At 64.5% G+C, this 14,433-nt stretch carries 13 protein-coding genes; 7 read left to right on the forward strand and 6 right to left on the reverse strand.

Features of this window, described 5'->3' with window-relative positions; translation table 11 throughout:
- Positions 1-58: 58 nt before the first annotated feature.
- The 4 genes from ACP69V_RS15760 to ACP69V_RS15775 all read left to right on the forward strand — a co-directional run bounded on the left by ACP69V_RS15760 (position 59) and on the right by ACP69V_RS15775 (position 4,946).
- Positions 59-424, forward strand: coding sequence for a hypothetical protein (locus ACP69V_RS15760; protein WP_426024689.1), 366 nt, complete (start codon positions 59-61; stop codon positions 422-424).
- A 149-nt stretch (positions 425-573) separates the two neighbouring features.
- Positions 574-2,445 (forward strand): response regulator, encoded by a 1,872-nt coding sequence (locus ACP69V_RS15765; RefSeq protein ID WP_426024690.1) that lies wholly within the window; start codon positions 574-576, stop codon positions 2,443-2,445.
- A gap of 276 nt (positions 2,446-2,721) precedes the next feature.
- A complete protein-coding gene (locus ACP69V_RS15770; RefSeq protein WP_426024691.1) occupies positions 2,722-4,635 on the forward strand; it encodes a TonB-dependent receptor in 1,914 nt (637 codons plus the stop codon).
- Positions 4,636-4,784: 149 nt separating this feature from the next.
- Complete coding sequence (locus ACP69V_RS15775; protein WP_346497429.1) at positions 4,785-4,946, forward strand: hypothetical protein; 162 nt, start codon at positions 4,785-4,787, stop codon at positions 4,944-4,946.
- 77 nt (positions 4,947-5,023) lie between these two features.
- Here ACP69V_RS15775 and ACP69V_RS15780 read toward each other — a convergent pair whose 3' ends face one another.
- Genes ACP69V_RS15780 through pseI form a run of 5 tightly spaced genes read right to left on the reverse strand, consistent with a single transcriptional unit; the run spans position 5,024 to position 9,130 of the window.
- Positions 5,024-5,707 (reverse strand): HAD family hydrolase, encoded by a 684-nt coding sequence (locus tag ACP69V_RS15780; RefSeq protein ID WP_426024692.1) that lies wholly within the window; start codon positions 5,705-5,707, stop codon positions 5,024-5,026.
- Complete coding sequence (locus ACP69V_RS15785; RefSeq protein WP_426024693.1) at positions 5,691-6,659, reverse strand: ATP-grasp domain-containing protein; 969 nt, start codon at positions 6,657-6,659, stop codon at positions 5,691-5,693. The genes ACP69V_RS15780 and ACP69V_RS15785 overlap by 17 nt, the downstream gene beginning before the upstream one ends.
- Positions 6,656-7,249, reverse strand: coding sequence for a GNAT family N-acetyltransferase (locus ACP69V_RS15790; protein WP_426024694.1), 594 nt, complete (start codon positions 7,247-7,249; stop codon positions 6,656-6,658). The genes ACP69V_RS15785 and ACP69V_RS15790 overlap by 4 nt, the downstream gene beginning before the upstream one ends.
- Positions 7,246-8,001, reverse strand: coding sequence for a TylF/MycF/NovP-related O-methyltransferase (locus ACP69V_RS15795; RefSeq protein ID WP_426024695.1), 756 nt, complete (start codon positions 7,999-8,001; stop codon positions 7,246-7,248). The genes ACP69V_RS15790 and ACP69V_RS15795 overlap by 4 nt, the downstream gene beginning before the upstream one ends.
- 58 nt (positions 8,002-8,059) lie before the next feature.
- Positions 8,060-9,130 carry a pseudaminic acid synthase gene (gene pseI / locus ACP69V_RS15800; RefSeq protein ID WP_426024696.1) on the reverse strand — a complete coding sequence of 357 codons (1,071 nt, stop codon included), beginning with the start codon at positions 9,128-9,130 and terminating at the stop codon, positions 8,060-8,062.
- A gap of 259 nt (positions 9,131-9,389) precedes the next feature.
- Between pseI and ACP69V_RS15805 the strand changes: the two genes are divergently transcribed.
- From ACP69V_RS15805 to pseF, 3 genes are read left to right on the forward strand one after another with little or no spacing between them, the layout of a single operon-like run.
- On the forward strand, positions 9,390-11,210 hold the full coding sequence (locus ACP69V_RS15805) for a tetratricopeptide repeat protein (protein WP_426024717.1): 1,821 nt from the start codon (positions 9,390-9,392) through the stop codon (positions 11,208-11,210).
- Positions 11,211-11,246: 36 nt separating this feature from the next.
- The gene (gene pseC, locus ACP69V_RS15810; protein WP_426024697.1) at positions 11,247-12,410 is read left to right on the forward strand and encodes a UDP-4-amino-4,6-dideoxy-N-acetyl-beta-L-altrosamine transaminase; all 1,164 of its coding nucleotides are present in this window, start codon (positions 11,247-11,249) and stop codon (positions 12,408-12,410) included.
- Positions 12,407-13,102: a pseudaminic acid cytidylyltransferase gene (gene pseF / locus ACP69V_RS15815; protein ID WP_426024698.1), complete on the forward strand. Its 696-nt coding sequence runs from the start codon at positions 12,407-12,409 to the stop codon at positions 13,100-13,102. The genes pseC and pseF overlap by 4 nt, the downstream gene beginning before the upstream one ends.
- Here pseF and pseB read toward each other — a convergent pair.
- On the reverse strand, positions 13,096-14,097 hold the full coding sequence (pseB, locus tag ACP69V_RS15820; RefSeq protein WP_426024699.1) for a UDP-N-acetylglucosamine 4,6-dehydratase (inverting): 1,002 nt from the start codon (positions 14,095-14,097) through the stop codon (positions 13,096-13,098). The two genes, pseF and pseB, sit on opposite strands and share 7 nt — an antisense overlap.
- Between the last annotated feature and the right edge of the window lie 336 nt (positions 14,098-14,433).

Here is a 14,433-nt window from a genome sequence, read left to right on the forward strand (position 1 = left end):
CTTCGATTGTCATGTCCCCGCTAAGCTTTGTCCGTCACCCCTCAGAATGAGATGGTTCGTGCAGACATTAGCGCATCACCCTGCGGTCGCCGCAGCCCATGTCATATCTGGTTCCGCAGGCATCAGCGCGCAGCTGGAATCCGCGCGCGCCCTGATCGAAAGCCGATTTTCCGACGCTGGCGGACGCCTGGCAGGGTCGCTCGACATGGTGGGACGCCTGATCGAGTCGCTGGACCGGCTGGGCGTGACGCTGAACATCACCACGGTGGCGCAGACCACGCAGGAGCTGCTGTCGACCGCCGACGGGTTGAACGCCCTGACGCCGACGTTCTTCACCACGAGGGCGGCGTCTATCAGCAGTCGCTTCGTCATCGTCGGTCCCCACCCCCATGGCGCAGGCCATGTCACTGAGCCACATGGTTGACGACAACGGTTAAGCTCCGCTCAAGGGTCGTCTACGGGATTGTACTTAAGCTAGACCATAAGCAACGCCCGGCTGTCGGATTCACTTCGACTTCATCACCTGCCTCTAAACCGTGAAGCTCAGCAGAACGGCTGAAAAGGAGGCCTGGATTGATCGACCTCGGTGCAAACATGGATTCGTCTTGCGACGGCGACGTTTTTCATGCCCAGATCGTGGACGCCTCGCCCGCCTACATCTGGTTGTTGAACCCGCAGGGGCGGATCGTTCACGTCAACGTCGCGGCACGACGCTTTCAGCCCGATCACCCCATCCCCCACACGATGGCCTGGAGTGACGCCTGGCCTGCAGATTGTCGCTTTTCGATCGATCGCGGGATCAAGGAAGCCCAGGCCGGCCGGCCCTTCGCATTTCGCACCCGCTTTCCCTCCGCAGACTCCGCCGGCGTCTATCTGGACACGACAATCAGCGCGGTGCGCGACGAAGTCGGACGGATCGTGCGCTTCCTGGTCAAGGCGGAAGACGTCACGGCCGAAACGGAATCCGCCGCCTTCCTGAACACCGTCATCGACGTTCTGCCGCTGGCCCTGACCGTCAAGGACGCGCGGACGGGGCGTTACATCCTGGCCAATCGCGCCGCCGAGAAACTGTTCGGCAAGTTCGAAGGACTGACGGGGCTGAGGGCTGCCGACGTTCTGCCCGCCGCCTTTGCCGAATGGGCCGCCGACGCCGCGCCGGGCATGGGGTCACAGTCTGCGGTGCACGAGGACCACGCACCCAGCGGGGTGCGCTACCTGTCCTCGACCAAGGTCGCGACCTATGACGACGAGGGGGTGCGTCACCTGATCGGCCTGACGCAGGACATCACGCAAAAGCAACGCGACGCCGATGCTCTGCATCACGCGCTGGAGAAGGCCGAGCAGGCCGGCCAGGCCCGCAGCGCCTTCGTCAGCAACATCAGTCACGAAATCCGTACGCCCCTGAACGGGGTCATGGCCGGTGTCGACCTGCTGGCTGGCCGCGCCGAAGCGCCGGGTCTGGCCGAAGTGACGGCCATGATCCGCGCCTCGGCAAACGCCCTGCAGGAACGGTTTCAGCAGTTGCTGGCCATTGCGCGCCTGGACGGCGCCGAGGCGGCGCAACGTATGGAGACCTTCGATCTCGTCGCCTTGGTCGAACGCATCGTCGCGCCACATCGGCGATCCGCGGAGGCGAAGCGTCTGCCCCTTACGATCGAGGTCTCACCTTCGCTGCAGACCGCGTTCGTCGGTGATCCCGACGGGATCGAGCGTGTCCTGACGCCACTGTTGAGCAATGCGGTCAAATTCACGGATTCTGGAGAAGTCCGCCTTGTCGTCGATCCGCACACGGACGGTATGGTGCGTTTCGCCTGCATCGACACCGGCGTCGGCTTCGATCCGGCGGCGAAGGACGCCCTGTTCGCCGCCTTCCGTCAGCAGGACGACACCTTGACCCGCAAGTTCGGCGGCATGGGCCTGGGTTTGGCCTTGGCGCGAGAAAACGCCCGCATCCTGGGCGGAGCGGTCGATGCCGAAAAACGCGCCGAAGGGGGCTCCATATTCTGGCTGGATGCACCGCTGGCTACGGCCGCCGATCCTGCCGCGAACATTGAGGGGCGACTGCGGGTTCTGGTCGCCGACGATCACCCGACCAATCGGCGTATCGTCGAAATCATGCTGGAGGGGATGGCCGACGTCACCTTGGCGGAGGACGGCGTCGAGGCGCTGGAGGCGGCCGAGCGCGAGCCGTTCGACGTCATCCTGATGGACATCCAGATGCCCCGCATGGACGGCATCACCGCCGTTTCGCACATCCGCCAGGCCGAGCGCGCCCAGGGTCGGGCGCCGACGCCCGTCATCATGCTGACCGCCAACACTCAGCCTGAACATGTCGCGGGCGCACGCCAGGCCGGCGCAGACCGACACATGGGCAAACCCTTTACCTCAGCCTTGCTGCTTAGCGAGATTCAGGCGGTTCTGGCCTTGAGAGACGCCTTCGCCTGACGTTCGGGGAGAGAGCGCTCGCGACTTGGGCCCTGACCTGCACGGCGTCACCCATTCGTCACAGGTCGTCGCTGTCAAAGAGACGGAGACGACAACGGGTTGACCGCACGTGATGTTATCTCATAACGCATAAGCCGTCTCTTGCTGAAGGCTTCTCGCATGCGCTCCTCCCCCGTTTCGCGTTCTCTTCTCCTCGCAGCCGCCGGCTCCTCCATTCTTGCCGGGGGAGCGACGGCCCAGTCGATTAACGAGCCCGCAAAGCTCGACGACGTCATCGTGACCGCCGCCCCTTATGGCATCAGCCAGCGCGCCTCCGTCATCGCCACCGACGTTCTGGACGAGCAAACCTTGGCCACCGCGCCGGCGTCCTCGCTGGGTGACCTGCTCAACGGCCGTCCCGGCATCCGCTCCACCGACTTCGCCCCCGGCGCTAGCCGTCCCGTCATCCGAGGCCTCAGCGGACCCCGCGTGCAGGTGCTGACCAACGGCATCGGCCTGATCGACGCCAGCTCCGTCTCGCCCGACCACGCGGTCGCCACTGACCCGGCCGAAGCCAATCGCATCGAGATCATCCGCGGCCCCGCGACCCTGATCTATGGCGGATCGGCCATCGGCGGCGTGGTCAATGTTCTGGACAACCGCATCCCGACCGAAATCCCCGAGGGCGGCCTCTCAGGCGTCGTCTCGACCCAGGCCTCCAGTGTCGATGACGGCCGCGGCGGCTTCGCCCGCGTCACGGTCGGCGCCGGTCATTTCGCCTTCAACGTCGATGGCGTGAAGCGCAAGAGCGACGACTACGACATTCCGGCCCCGGCCATATCCGCTCGGAGCGCCGCCGCCGAAGGCATCGCGCGCGGCGACGGCGGCAGCCAGCCCAACAGTTATAGCGACCTGGAAGCCTGGGGCGTCGGCGGATCCTACATCGGCGACAAGGGCTTTGCCGGCGTCTCGTACAAGAACACCGACAGCGAATACGGCACGGTCGCCGAGGAATCCGTCTTCATCAAGCTGAACCAGGAACGCTGGGACGCGCGCGGCGAATACCGGTTCGACGCCGGCCCGTTCTCGGCCATTCGCGGCTCCTACGGCCATGCCCAATATACCCACACCGAGTTCGAGGACGTCGGCGAGCCCGGCACCATCTTCAACTCCGACGGCTGGGAAGGCCGCGCCGACCTGGTCCAGCGCGAGCGCAACGGCTGGAACGGCGCCGTCGGCGTTCAAACCCTGTCGCGCAACTTCGAAGCCATCGGCGAAGAAGCCTTCGTCCCGACCGTCGATATCAATGAACTGGGGATTTACACGGTGCAGCGTCTGGACCGGGGAAATCACGGTTTCGAAGGCGGCTTGCGCTATGACCGACGTGAACTGAGCGCCACGCCTATCGGCGGGACCAGCGAGGTAAACCGCGAGTTCGACAACCTGTCCGCCTCGATCGCCGCCTTCATCCGCCCGGCCCCGGGGCTCTTCCTGGGGCTCAGCCTGGCGCACAATGAACGCGCGCCCAGCGAGGTCGAACTCTACGCCGACGGCGTCCACATCGCCACCGCCGCCTATGAGAAAGGCGACCTGACGCTGGACACCGAAAAGGTCAACACGCTGGAGGCCACCGCCCACTACGACCGCGGTCGTTTCACCGGCGATCTGCACGTCTATCACTCCTGGTACGACGGCTTCATCGACGAGCGCGCGACAGGCGAGACCTTCCTGTTCGAGGAAGAGAACGAAGAGTTTCCCGTCTATCAGTTCACTCAGACCGACGCGAAATTCTATGGCTTCGAACTGGAGGGCGCCTACGCCCTGTGGCAGGAGGGTGATCGCAAACTGTCGCTGGAAGGGTCGGCCGACTACGTCCACGCCCAGACCGATTTCGGTCCCGCCGCACGGATTCCGCCCTACTCCCTGACCGGCCGCCTGGCATGGACCTCCACCATGTTCGACGTCAGCGGCGAGGTTCGCCATGTCGGCGAACAGGACCGTGTGGCCAACGAATTCGAGCTTCCGACCGACGACTACACCCTGGTCAACGCCTCGGTGGCGGTGCGCCCGTTCGCCCAGCGCAACGTGACCCTGTTCGCCGAGGCGCGGAACCTGACCGACGAGGAAGCGCGCGAGCACGTGTCCTTCCTCAAGGACATCGCCCCCCTGCCGGGCCGCAACCTGCGTGTGGGCGTCGCCTACCGCTTCTGATCCTGAGGCATAGAGGTGGATGAAGGGGCGGCGTCGATGACGCCGCCCCTTTTTGCTTCCCACGATATCAGCCGACCTACCGGCGCCTTCGGCTCTCCCAACCTCAGATCCTGATCGAACGTCTTGGTCTCCAAGGCGTTGAGCCTCCCATGACCGACAAAGAGCCCCGCAAGACCCCCATCGGATACGAAGACCGCCCGGACAGGTCGACGCGGGGCGCGTTCCGCATCACCGCCCTCGCCATCGGCATTGCAGCTGTTGTCTGCCTTGCCCTGATTGCGGTGGTCGTGACCCGCAGCGGCGGCATTTAGTCGTCGGTCGGTCTCCACGCGACCCAAACGCCGATCCCCCTTGTCGCGTTCGGGTTTCAGATGCGCCTGGGTCAGGCTCAGATCCCGGCCTCTGGAAACCGTGTGGCGAGCGCATCCGGCAGGGCGTCGAGATCGGGGATGGTGATTAGCGCGTCGTGGCTGGGCAGGGCCTGAGTGTCCTTATGGGCGCCGGTCAGGACCCGCACGGTCAGCACCCCGAGCGGATTGAGATTGACGAAGTCCTTGGCCGGATTGTCTCCGACATAGACCATGTCAGGCCACGCGCAGCCGGTCTCGGCCCTGATGCGCTCGAAACAGTGTGTCGAGGGCTTGGCGGCGGCGACGCCGAAACGATGGGTGATGAATATCCGCTGGAAGTCGGGCCAGAGGGCGAGCGCATCCACCTTGTTGCGCTGGACGATCTTGTGGCCATCGGTGACGAGATAAAGGGGGCCCCGCGCGCCATATCTGTCGACCATGCGCCGCCCGGCCGGAAACAGCGCGATGTCGGGGCTGTGATTTCGGTAGGCCCTGACGCAGTCGCGCACGCGACCGCGCGACCAGGCGTCATGACCTTGGAGCCATTGATCGAAGACCTTGCCGCGCCCCTCTCGCGCCAGGATGTCGCGCAGCCTGTCCAGGGATTCGACGGCGTCCCACCCCCAGTTGACCTCGCCGTGACGGGCGACGGCCTTCAGGCCGCCATCGACGAACCGGCTCTCGTCATACAGGGTGTCGTCGAGGTCAAAGATCAGGATCACGGATCACGATATCCTCTGCGACGCGGACCTGCCGGATTTCTCCCTGCCGCCGATCGAAAGCGGGCGGCGGCGCGCCGGGCCGCGCGCGTTCAAACAGCGACCAGTAAAGCATGTCCAGACCCACCGAGAGGGAGGCCGTGGAGGCCCCGCCGAACCGGACGTTCACCTCTATGACGGCAATGCCCGCCTCCGTGACGATCGCCTGCATGACCACCGGACCCGACAGATCGAGCCGCCCGAGGAAATCGGCCGCCTGCGCCTCCAGCCGGGCGTTGCGGAAGGTGGTCGTTGTCTGACTTTCTCCGTTCACGACACGGTCGCGCCGGCGCAGGACCAGCCCATGCACCGCGCCGGCCGACGTCAGCCAGGCGTCTATGCTGATTTCGGCGCCTGTAACGAGCGGCTGGAACAGCGGATCGGCGAGACCGGTCGCGTGTCGCCGTGCATCGGCGGGCGACAGGCCGATGCCGATGGACCGGGAGCCGGCGCCGAACCGCTCCTTCACCACGAGGGAGGCATTGGGGAAGGTCTCCGGCTCTCGCGCCGCAGGGATGACCGGCAACCCTGCGGCCTCGCCCCATTCCGCGAAAGCGAGCTTGTCCAGGCAGAGCGCGACGCTGTCGGGACGCGAGACGATCACGGAAACCCCGGCGGCTTCCAGCACTGGTCTGGCCCTCGCCCAGAAGGCGAGCTCCCCGTCGCGGGTGGGCAGGATGGTGCGGACATCGCGCCGCGCGCACTCCGAAACGATGGTTTCGACGTCCAGCGCCTCCAGTTGCGGCATCCGCCAGAAGCTGTCGGCCAGGTAGCGGCTGGCGGCGTCGGGGTCGCTGTCGCCCGCGACGATGGTCGCGTCGGAATCGATGCGCCGGGCCGCGTCGCGCAGGGCGCGCAGCAGCGGGATCTTGCTCCCTGCGCTCGTCATGAGGACGGATCCCAAGGCACCGGTCATCCGGGGCGACCAACGTCGGATGCGAGACAGCCGTGGACCACCGCATCCATCGCCCGTCCGCCCACCCGGACATGCTGGCGCAACAGACCTTCGCGCTGGAAGCCCGCCTCATCGAGAATGCGCAGGTGCAGCGTCCGCATCGCATAGGTCTCGGTCGTCAATCGCGACAGGCCCAGGTCGTCGAAGGCCAGCCCCTGCATCTGCCGAAGCCAGGTCGCGAACATGGTCGAGACCACCACGTCGTCTTGCGCGATCTCCGTTGCGAGCAGGAAGGACACCTCCGCCCGCCCATAGTCCCAGGCGATATGAACAAGCCCGCCGTAGCCGATCATCCGGCCGTTCTCGAACAGTCCAAGCAGAATGTTGGCGGGGCGATCCAAACCCTTGTCCGGCCAGACCACGCGCTCGAAATAGGCGACCTGTTCTTCGGCGGTGATTGGGCGCGACTGGCGCAGCACGTCGATCTGCGCGTTTCGCCAACACCGGATGGGCTCGATATGTTCGGGTTCCACCGCACGGACGACGACCGCTCCTTCGCTCAGGACCGGCCGGTTCGACATGACGCGATAGGGACCGGCCCCTTGGGTCATTCCACGACCATCCAGGACGCGAGCGGGTTGGACGGATCGCGTCGGATCGCATAGCGCGACAGATTCAGAACCTCCTTCACCGCCAGCGTCTCGCCGGGGAATTCGGGCATGTTCAGCTCGTCGAAGGCGAGCACGCTGCCCTTGGTCAGGTGCGGCAGGATGGCCTTCAGGCAATCACGCGTCGGCGTGTAGAGGTCGAAGTCGAAATAGGCCAAGGCGATGATCGTCTCGGGGTGTTTTTCCAGATAGGCCGGCAGGGTCGCGGAAGCGTCCCCGGCGACGAGCTCGTGCTTGACCTTGTGGGGGATCGGGGCGTTGAGCGTGTGGAAGGCGAGGATGTCTTCCAACTCCTGCATCCAGTTTTCCGCGACGCCGTAATCGCCCGCCTTCGCCCCCTCGCCGTCCTGAGGCGCGACGGAGGGAAAGCCATCGAAGGTGTCGAAGCCGATGATCTTGCGATTGTAATTATAAGGCTCGTGGATGCCGCGCAGATTGGACATCAGGGCCATGTTCTGCCCCCACCGCACGCCGAACTCCATGATCACCCCATGCACGGGCAGGATGCTGGCGTAGAGCTGCTGCATGAAGTTGATCCGCGAGAGGGTCTGACGAGTCAGGTAGAGCCCCATATTGTCGAGCAGCTCCCGGTCCGGCACGCGCGACGCCCTCAGCCGCTCCACCATCGCCTGTTTGCGTTCGGTTTCGCCCTGCGTCGATCCGACAAGGGTCCGAATGGCGCGCTCGTCCGTCATGCCTTGTCTCGCTGTTTGGTCGCCGGTGCAGGAATCACGTGATCGGCCATGTCTAAACTCACGCTTGGAACTCGCCGTCGATCATCGAGGCATCCAAGGCTTCCCCGAACGTAATGTCCCGCGCAGCGACACGGCCGAGCACCGATTCGAGATGTTTGGGCTTCATGCCGAGGCCGGGTCGGATCGAACGAACGTTCCGGGGCGTGAAGGCCTCGCCCTGCGCGATCGGGGCCACGACATAGAGGGATCGCCGGTTCTTGAGGACGGTCGCTTCCGACGCCGTGGGCGCAAAGGCGGGCGCCCCGACGGTCTGGCGCGCGATCCTTGAGTTCCGCACCAGTTCGGTCAGTTCCGCAGGCTCCAGGGAGAAGACGCTGTCGACGCCGCCCTCCGCGCGATCAAGCGTGAAATGCTTCTCGATCACGTCGGCGCCCAGGGCGATGGCGATGCCGGGCACGACCGTGCCCAATGTGTGGTCGGACAAGCCGGCGATCACGTCAAAGCGCCGGGCGATCTCGGCTATGGTGGCGAGATTGGCTTCCTCGGGTGGAGCCGGATAGGCGGCCGTGCAATGCAGGACGACGATCTCGGTCGCGCCGGCGCCGCGCGCCGCCTCGACAGCCTCGGCGATCTCCTCCAGCGTCGCCATGCCGGTCGACATCAGGATCGGCTTTCCGGTCCGCGCGACACACCGGATCAAGGCCAGGTCGATCAGCTCCGGCGACGCGATTTTGTAGGCCGGCGCGTTCAGGCCTTCCAGAAGGTCCACCGCGGTCGCGTCGAAGGGTGAAGAGAAAACCGTGATCCCGATTTTGCGCCCATATTCGAAGATGGGCCCGTGCCAGTCCCAAGGCGTGTGAGCCTCTTCATACAGCTCGAACAACCGCCGGCCGTCCCACAGTCCGCCGTCCACGACGAAGCCGGGGCCGGAATGGTCGATCGTGATGGTGTCCGCGCGATAGGTCTGGATCTTCACCGCATCGGCGCCCGCCGCCTTGGCCGCGTCGAGAATGCGAAAGGCCCGGTCGATGTCGCCATTATGGTTCCCCGACATTTCGGCGACGATGTAGGGGGGATGGTCCGGCCCGATGCGGCGCCCCGCAATAGATATTGTTTGGGCGCTGATCATCTTTGGGAATCTCCTCCGCCATGACACTCGAACAACTCGTCTTCGGGCCGCATGATCACCCAATTCGCCCGTTCTGTAAGCAGGCTTTCAGCGAGTGCCTGTGCGCGTGAACGCCGTCCGATCAACGGGCGGCTTGCGCCTACACGAGCGCTGCCGTGGTGGTTTCATGTCGCTCGCGTCAAATATCGTCTCTGCCGGAGATTGTGAAAGCCTGCGTTAACCCTGTTCGGCGAAGGTGCGGCAAGGGAGAAGGCGTTTGGTGATTCCTGTCAAAGATTCCACGGCACGGCCGCGACTGGCTCTCGGTGGGCTCGACGGCTCGGCTTCGTCCGACCCGCTCGCTCGCCTCGCAAGAACCATCGAAAAGGACGGGCGCGGTGTCGCAAAAAAACAGTCGCCAAAGCTTCAGGCCAAGCAGCGCAAGGCGCTGAACCAGTTGCAAACAGGTCTGCAGGCCTTGACGCAAAGGGACTACGTCACCGCATCAACGAATATTCGGCAAGCTCTCAAAGTTAATGAAGACAACCCTTTGGCTTGGCGCATGTTGGCCTTTGCACTCGAAAAGCAGGGCGACTTCACCAACGCTTTCTCGGCCTATGGATCCGCCGCCCGGTTGGCGCCTGATAACGTCGATCTGGTGCGCGACGTCGGCCGGCTTGCCTATCGTCTGGGCAAACTTGAGCTCGCCGAAAGGCTCTTCGAACGCTTCCTGATCAGCGCCCCAGGCGATGAAGAAGCGACCGCCAGCCTGGCCTGCGTCTTTCGTGATCAGAACCGATACGACGACGCGATAACGCTGCTGCGCGACGTCATCAACATCTACCCCGAACGCCCGATCCTCTGGAACACCTTGGGTACGGTGTTGAGCGACAGCGGCGACCTGGCCGGCGCAATGGTGTTCTACGACGAGGCGCTTCGGCTGGATCCCGGCTTCCACAAGGCCCGGCATAACCAGGCCTACTGCCTGACCGCTCTCGGCGAGCCCGAAAAGGCGCTGCAGGAGATGGAAATCGCCTTGGAAGGCCTGACCGACCCCCACGAGATTTCGATCATCCGCTTGGCGAAGGCCTTCACCCAAATGATCGTCGGCGACCTGGTCGGCGGGTTCGAGGGGTACGAAGCCCGGTTCGAAGCGAGCGCGGACGGGGCTGTCCGCTTCACCGAATTCGGCAAGCGGTGGACGCTTGACGATGACCTGCGTGGCAAGAGCCTGCTGATCTACGGCGAACAGGGCCTCGGCGATGAGGTTCTTTTCGCCAATGTCGTCAACGACACGCTGGAAGCCATCGGCCCCGACGGCCGTCTTTTCATCGCCGTGGAGCGAAGGCTGGTGACGCTGTTCCAGCGCAGCTTTCCGCGCGCGGTCGTGCTCCCGCATAGAAGTGTCCGCCGATACGACACCCTCTTCCGCACCGTCGATCTGGGCGCCCCGCGTCCGGCGATCGACTTCTGGACACCCTTGGCCAGCCTCTTCCGACGCTTCCGAACCGCCCTCGCCTCATTCCCCGGCGACGCGGGCTTTCTTGTTCCCGATCCGCAACGCGTAGCGCACTGGCGTCGGGTATTGGATGAAAGCGGACCCGGCCCCCATGTGGGCGTGCTGTGGAAGAGCATGAATATGGGCGGGGCGCGCCAACGCCACTATTCGCCGTTCGCGCTGTGGGGCCCTATTCTGGAAATGCCCGGCATCCGGTTCGTTAACCTCCAGTATGCCGATGCCGAAGAAGACCTGGCGGCGGCCAAGGCGCGCGGGATCGACATCTGGACGCCGCCCGGCATCGATCTGAAGATGGACCTTGATGACCTGGCCGCGCTCTGCGCCGCGCTCGACGTGGTCATGGGGCCGTCCACGGCGACAACCAATATCGCGGCTGCAGTAGGCGCACGGGTGTTTCTCAGCGCCGGTCCAGGTTGCTGGACGGGGTTCGGTTCGGATCAGGCGCCCTGCTACCCTTCTGCTCGCGTCTTCCACGCCGGACAGTTCGGTCAGTGGGAATCGGTCATGCAGCAGATGGCCGAGGCCCTGAGCGAGGAGCTTCTGTCGGATCGGACGCGCGGATCGCAATCCGATGCGGCTTGACGTCATCCGGACGCCGGCTGCGCGGGAACGCTGAACATGGGGCCCAAAGGCTTCATCCCCTACGGTCGCCAGTGGATCGACGCGGACGATGAGCGCGCCGTCCTGTCCGCGCTCCGATCCGACTTCCTGACCCAGGGCCCGGCGACGCCTCAGTTCGAGGCCGAACTTGCCGCCTACGTCGGCGCCCGGTTCGCTGTGGCGATGAGCAACGCCACCGCAGGCCTTCATCTGACCTTGGCGGCGCTGGATCTCGGTCCCGGCGAGGGGATCACGACCCCGATCACCTTCGTGGCGACGGCCAACGCCATGGCCTACGTCGGATTGACGCCGGTGTTCGCAGATATCGACGCGGAGACCTTGAACCTGTCGCCTGCAGCCACGCGCGCCGCAGTGACGGATCGAACCCGCGTCATCGCCCCAGTCCATTTCGCCGGCCGCCCGGCCGACATGGCCGCCTTTCGCCAGATCGCCGAGGAGACCGGGCTCCGAATCGTCGAAGACGCGGCCCATGCGATCGGCTCCGAACATGGAAACGGCAAGGTCGGCGACTGCCGCCACTCGGACGCAACCGTCTTCTCGTTTCATCCCGTCAAGACGATGACGACGGGGGAAGGCGGCGCGGTGACGACCAACGATCCTGAGCTGTACGAGCGCCTCATCCTGCTCCGCTCCCACGGCATAACCCGCGACCCCGCCCGCTTGTCCGAACGGCCCGGCGCCTGGTGGTACGAGCAACAGTCGCTGGGCTTCAACTATCGCATGACCGAAATCCAGGCGGCCCTGGGTTCGAGCCAGTTGAGGAAGCTGGATCGCTTCATCGATCGTCGGCTGGCCATCGTCGACCGGTATCAGGCCGCATTTTCGGAGCTTGACTGGCTTCGGTTGCCGCAGCCGCGCGGCGCGGACCGCATCGGCTACCACCTGTTCGTCGTCCAGATCGATTTCGAGCGCATAGGTCGGTCCCGCGCCGAGGTGATGGCCGCCCTCGCCGCCTTGGGCGTCGGCTCGCAGGTGCACTACATCCCCGTGCCGCGCCAGCCCTGGTATCGCCAGACCTATGGTGAGCCGGGCCCCTTCCCCGCCGCCGATCGCTACTATGACAGGGCGCTCAGCCTTCCGCTTTTCCCCGCCATGACGGACGAGGAGGTGGAGCGGGTGATTTCGGCCGTCAAAGGCCTGGTGTCCGGGGATATGGCGTGAAGGCCCTGGCCGTCATTCCTGCGCGCGGCGGCTCCAAACGGCTGCCTGGCAAGAACATCCGCGACTTCGCCGGCAAGCCGATGCTGGCCTGGTCGGTCGAGGCCGCGCTCGAAAGCGGCCTGTTCGACACGGTGATGGTGTCGACCGACAGCGAGGAAATCGCCGAGGTCGCCCGCGCGGCCGGTGCGAGCGTGCCGTTCCTGCGCAGCGCCAGAACCGCCGACGACCATGCGATCATCATCGACGTGATGGCCGAAGTGGTCGAACGCTATGAGGCGGACGGCCAGCGGTTCGATCGCCTCTGCTGTATCCTGGCGACGGCGCCGCTATTGCGGGCCACAACGTTGAAGCGCGGCGCCGATCTCATGGACGCCGAGGAATTCGATACGGTCTTTCCCGTCGTCGCCTTCGGCTACCCGATCCAGCGCGCCCTGCGTCGAGATCCTATGGGCCGGACGGAGATGCGACAACCCGAACACTACGCCAGCCGTTCTCAGGACCTGGAGCCCGCTTTCCATGATGCCGCTCAGTTCTACTGGATGACGCGTGAGGTCTGCGTGACCAAACAGTCCGTCTTCGCGGGTCGGGCAGGCAGTTTCGTCATCGACGAAATGGAGGCCCAGGACATCGACACGGCGACGGACTGGCGATTGGCCGAGTTGAAGATGCAGGCCGCCGAGTTGCCTCAGTAGGCCGCTTGGGCGTTGAACCCACGTGTTTCCTCGACGGTCAGGAAATGGGGATTGGTTGCGGAGTCGTACTGGAACCCCGGAGTGACCCGCTCGCCGACCTCCCCCAGCCTGTTGTGACCGAAGTCCGCATCGCCGTTGTGGAAGCGGATCGTGGGCGCAATCACATAGTGGTCTTCGAAGACGTAGGTCAGGTGGGAATCGTCGGTCGGGCACATGACCTCATGCAGCTTCTCGCCCGCGCGCACGCCGACGACATGCGTGGGCATGCCCGGAGCCAGAGCTTCGGCCAGATCAAGGATTCTTACCGAGGGAATCTTGGGAATGAAGATCTCGCCGCCGTGCATTCGTTGGAAGTTGGTCAAGACGAACTCGACGCCCTGACGCAGCGAGATCCAGAAGCGGGTCATGCGCGGGTCGGTGATCGGCAGAGACTCCACGCCCTCTGCGATCAGTTTTTCGAACAGCGGCAGGACCGAGCCGCGCGACCCCACGACGTTGCCGTAGCGCACCACGGAAAAGCGGGTGCGGTGACTGCCCGCCATATTGTTGGCGGCGACGAACAGTTTGTCAGAAACGAGCTTGGTCGCCCCATAGAGGTTGATCGGGCTGGCCGCCTTGTCGGTCGACAGGGCGATCACACTCTCGACGTCATTGGCCAGAGCCGCCGCAATGACGTTCTCCGCGCCGCTGATATTGGTGCGAATGCACTCCGTCGGATTATACTCCGACGCCGGGACCTGCTTCATCGCCGCGGCATGGATGATGAAATCGACGCCCCGCGTGGCCTGGATCAGCCGCTCCTTGTCACGTACGTCGCCAAGGAAGAACCGCATGCGCGGATCGGAAAACTCGTGCTGCATCTCGAACTGCTTCAGCTCGTCGCGAGAATAGACGATCACCCGCTTGGGGTCGTAGCGTTCCAGGATGGTGCGGACATACATCCGCCCGAACGAGCCTGAGCCTCCTGTGATCAGCACTGACTTGTCGTCGAACATGGCGGTCTTGGATGCCTTATCTTAAATCAGTAGCGCGCGCGGATCTTCGCCGTGCCCGTGTGTTCGGCTGCACGATGAGGCATCCGATGTCTCCATCCGCACAGCCTTGCATCTCAACCTCAGCCGGGCAACTGGCTCAATGCCCCTAACTCTCCGGTTCGCGGCCCCGCTTGAGTTTTCACGCTGGAGCCCTTTGGGATTGGTTCGGAAATTTGGTCAAAGAAAAACCCGCTATCCAATAGGATAGCGGGTTAGAATCTTGGGTGCGGGAGTAGGATTTGAACCTACGACCTTCAGGTTATGAGCCTGACGAGCTACCGGGCTGCTCCATCCCGC

The sequence above is a fragment of the Brevundimonas sp. PWP3-1b1 genome (assembly GCF_049896065.1).
Classification (GTDB): Bacteria; Pseudomonadota; Alphaproteobacteria; order Caulobacterales; family Caulobacteraceae; genus Brevundimonas; species Brevundimonas intermedia_B.

Coding starts and splice junctions, on each gene's coding strand:
- ACP69V_RS15775 (WP_346497429.1), top strand. CDS start 4,785: ATGACCGACAAAGAGCCCCGCAAGACCCCCATCGGATACGAAGACCGC.
- ACP69V_RS15785 (WP_426024693.1), bottom strand. CDS start 6,659: ATGACCGGTGCCTTGGGATCCGTCCTCATGACGAGCGCAGGGAGCAAG.
- ACP69V_RS15790 (WP_426024694.1), bottom strand. CDS start 7,249: ATGACCCAAGGGGCCGGTCCCTATCGCGTCATGTCGAACCGGCCGGTC.
- ACP69V_RS15795 (WP_426024695.1), bottom strand. CDS start 8,001: ATGACGGACGAGCGCGCCATTCGGACCCTTGTCGGATCGACGCAGGGC.
- pseI (WP_426024696.1), bottom strand. CDS start 9,130: ATGATCAGCGCCCAAACAATATCTATTGCGGGGCGCCGCATCGGGCCG.
- pseC (WP_426024697.1), top strand. CDS start 11,247: ATGGGGCCCAAAGGCTTCATCCCCTACGGTCGCCAGTGGATCGACGCG.
- pseB (WP_426024699.1), bottom strand. CDS start 14,097: ATGTTCGACGACAAGTCAGTGCTGATCACAGGAGGCTCAGGCTCGTTC.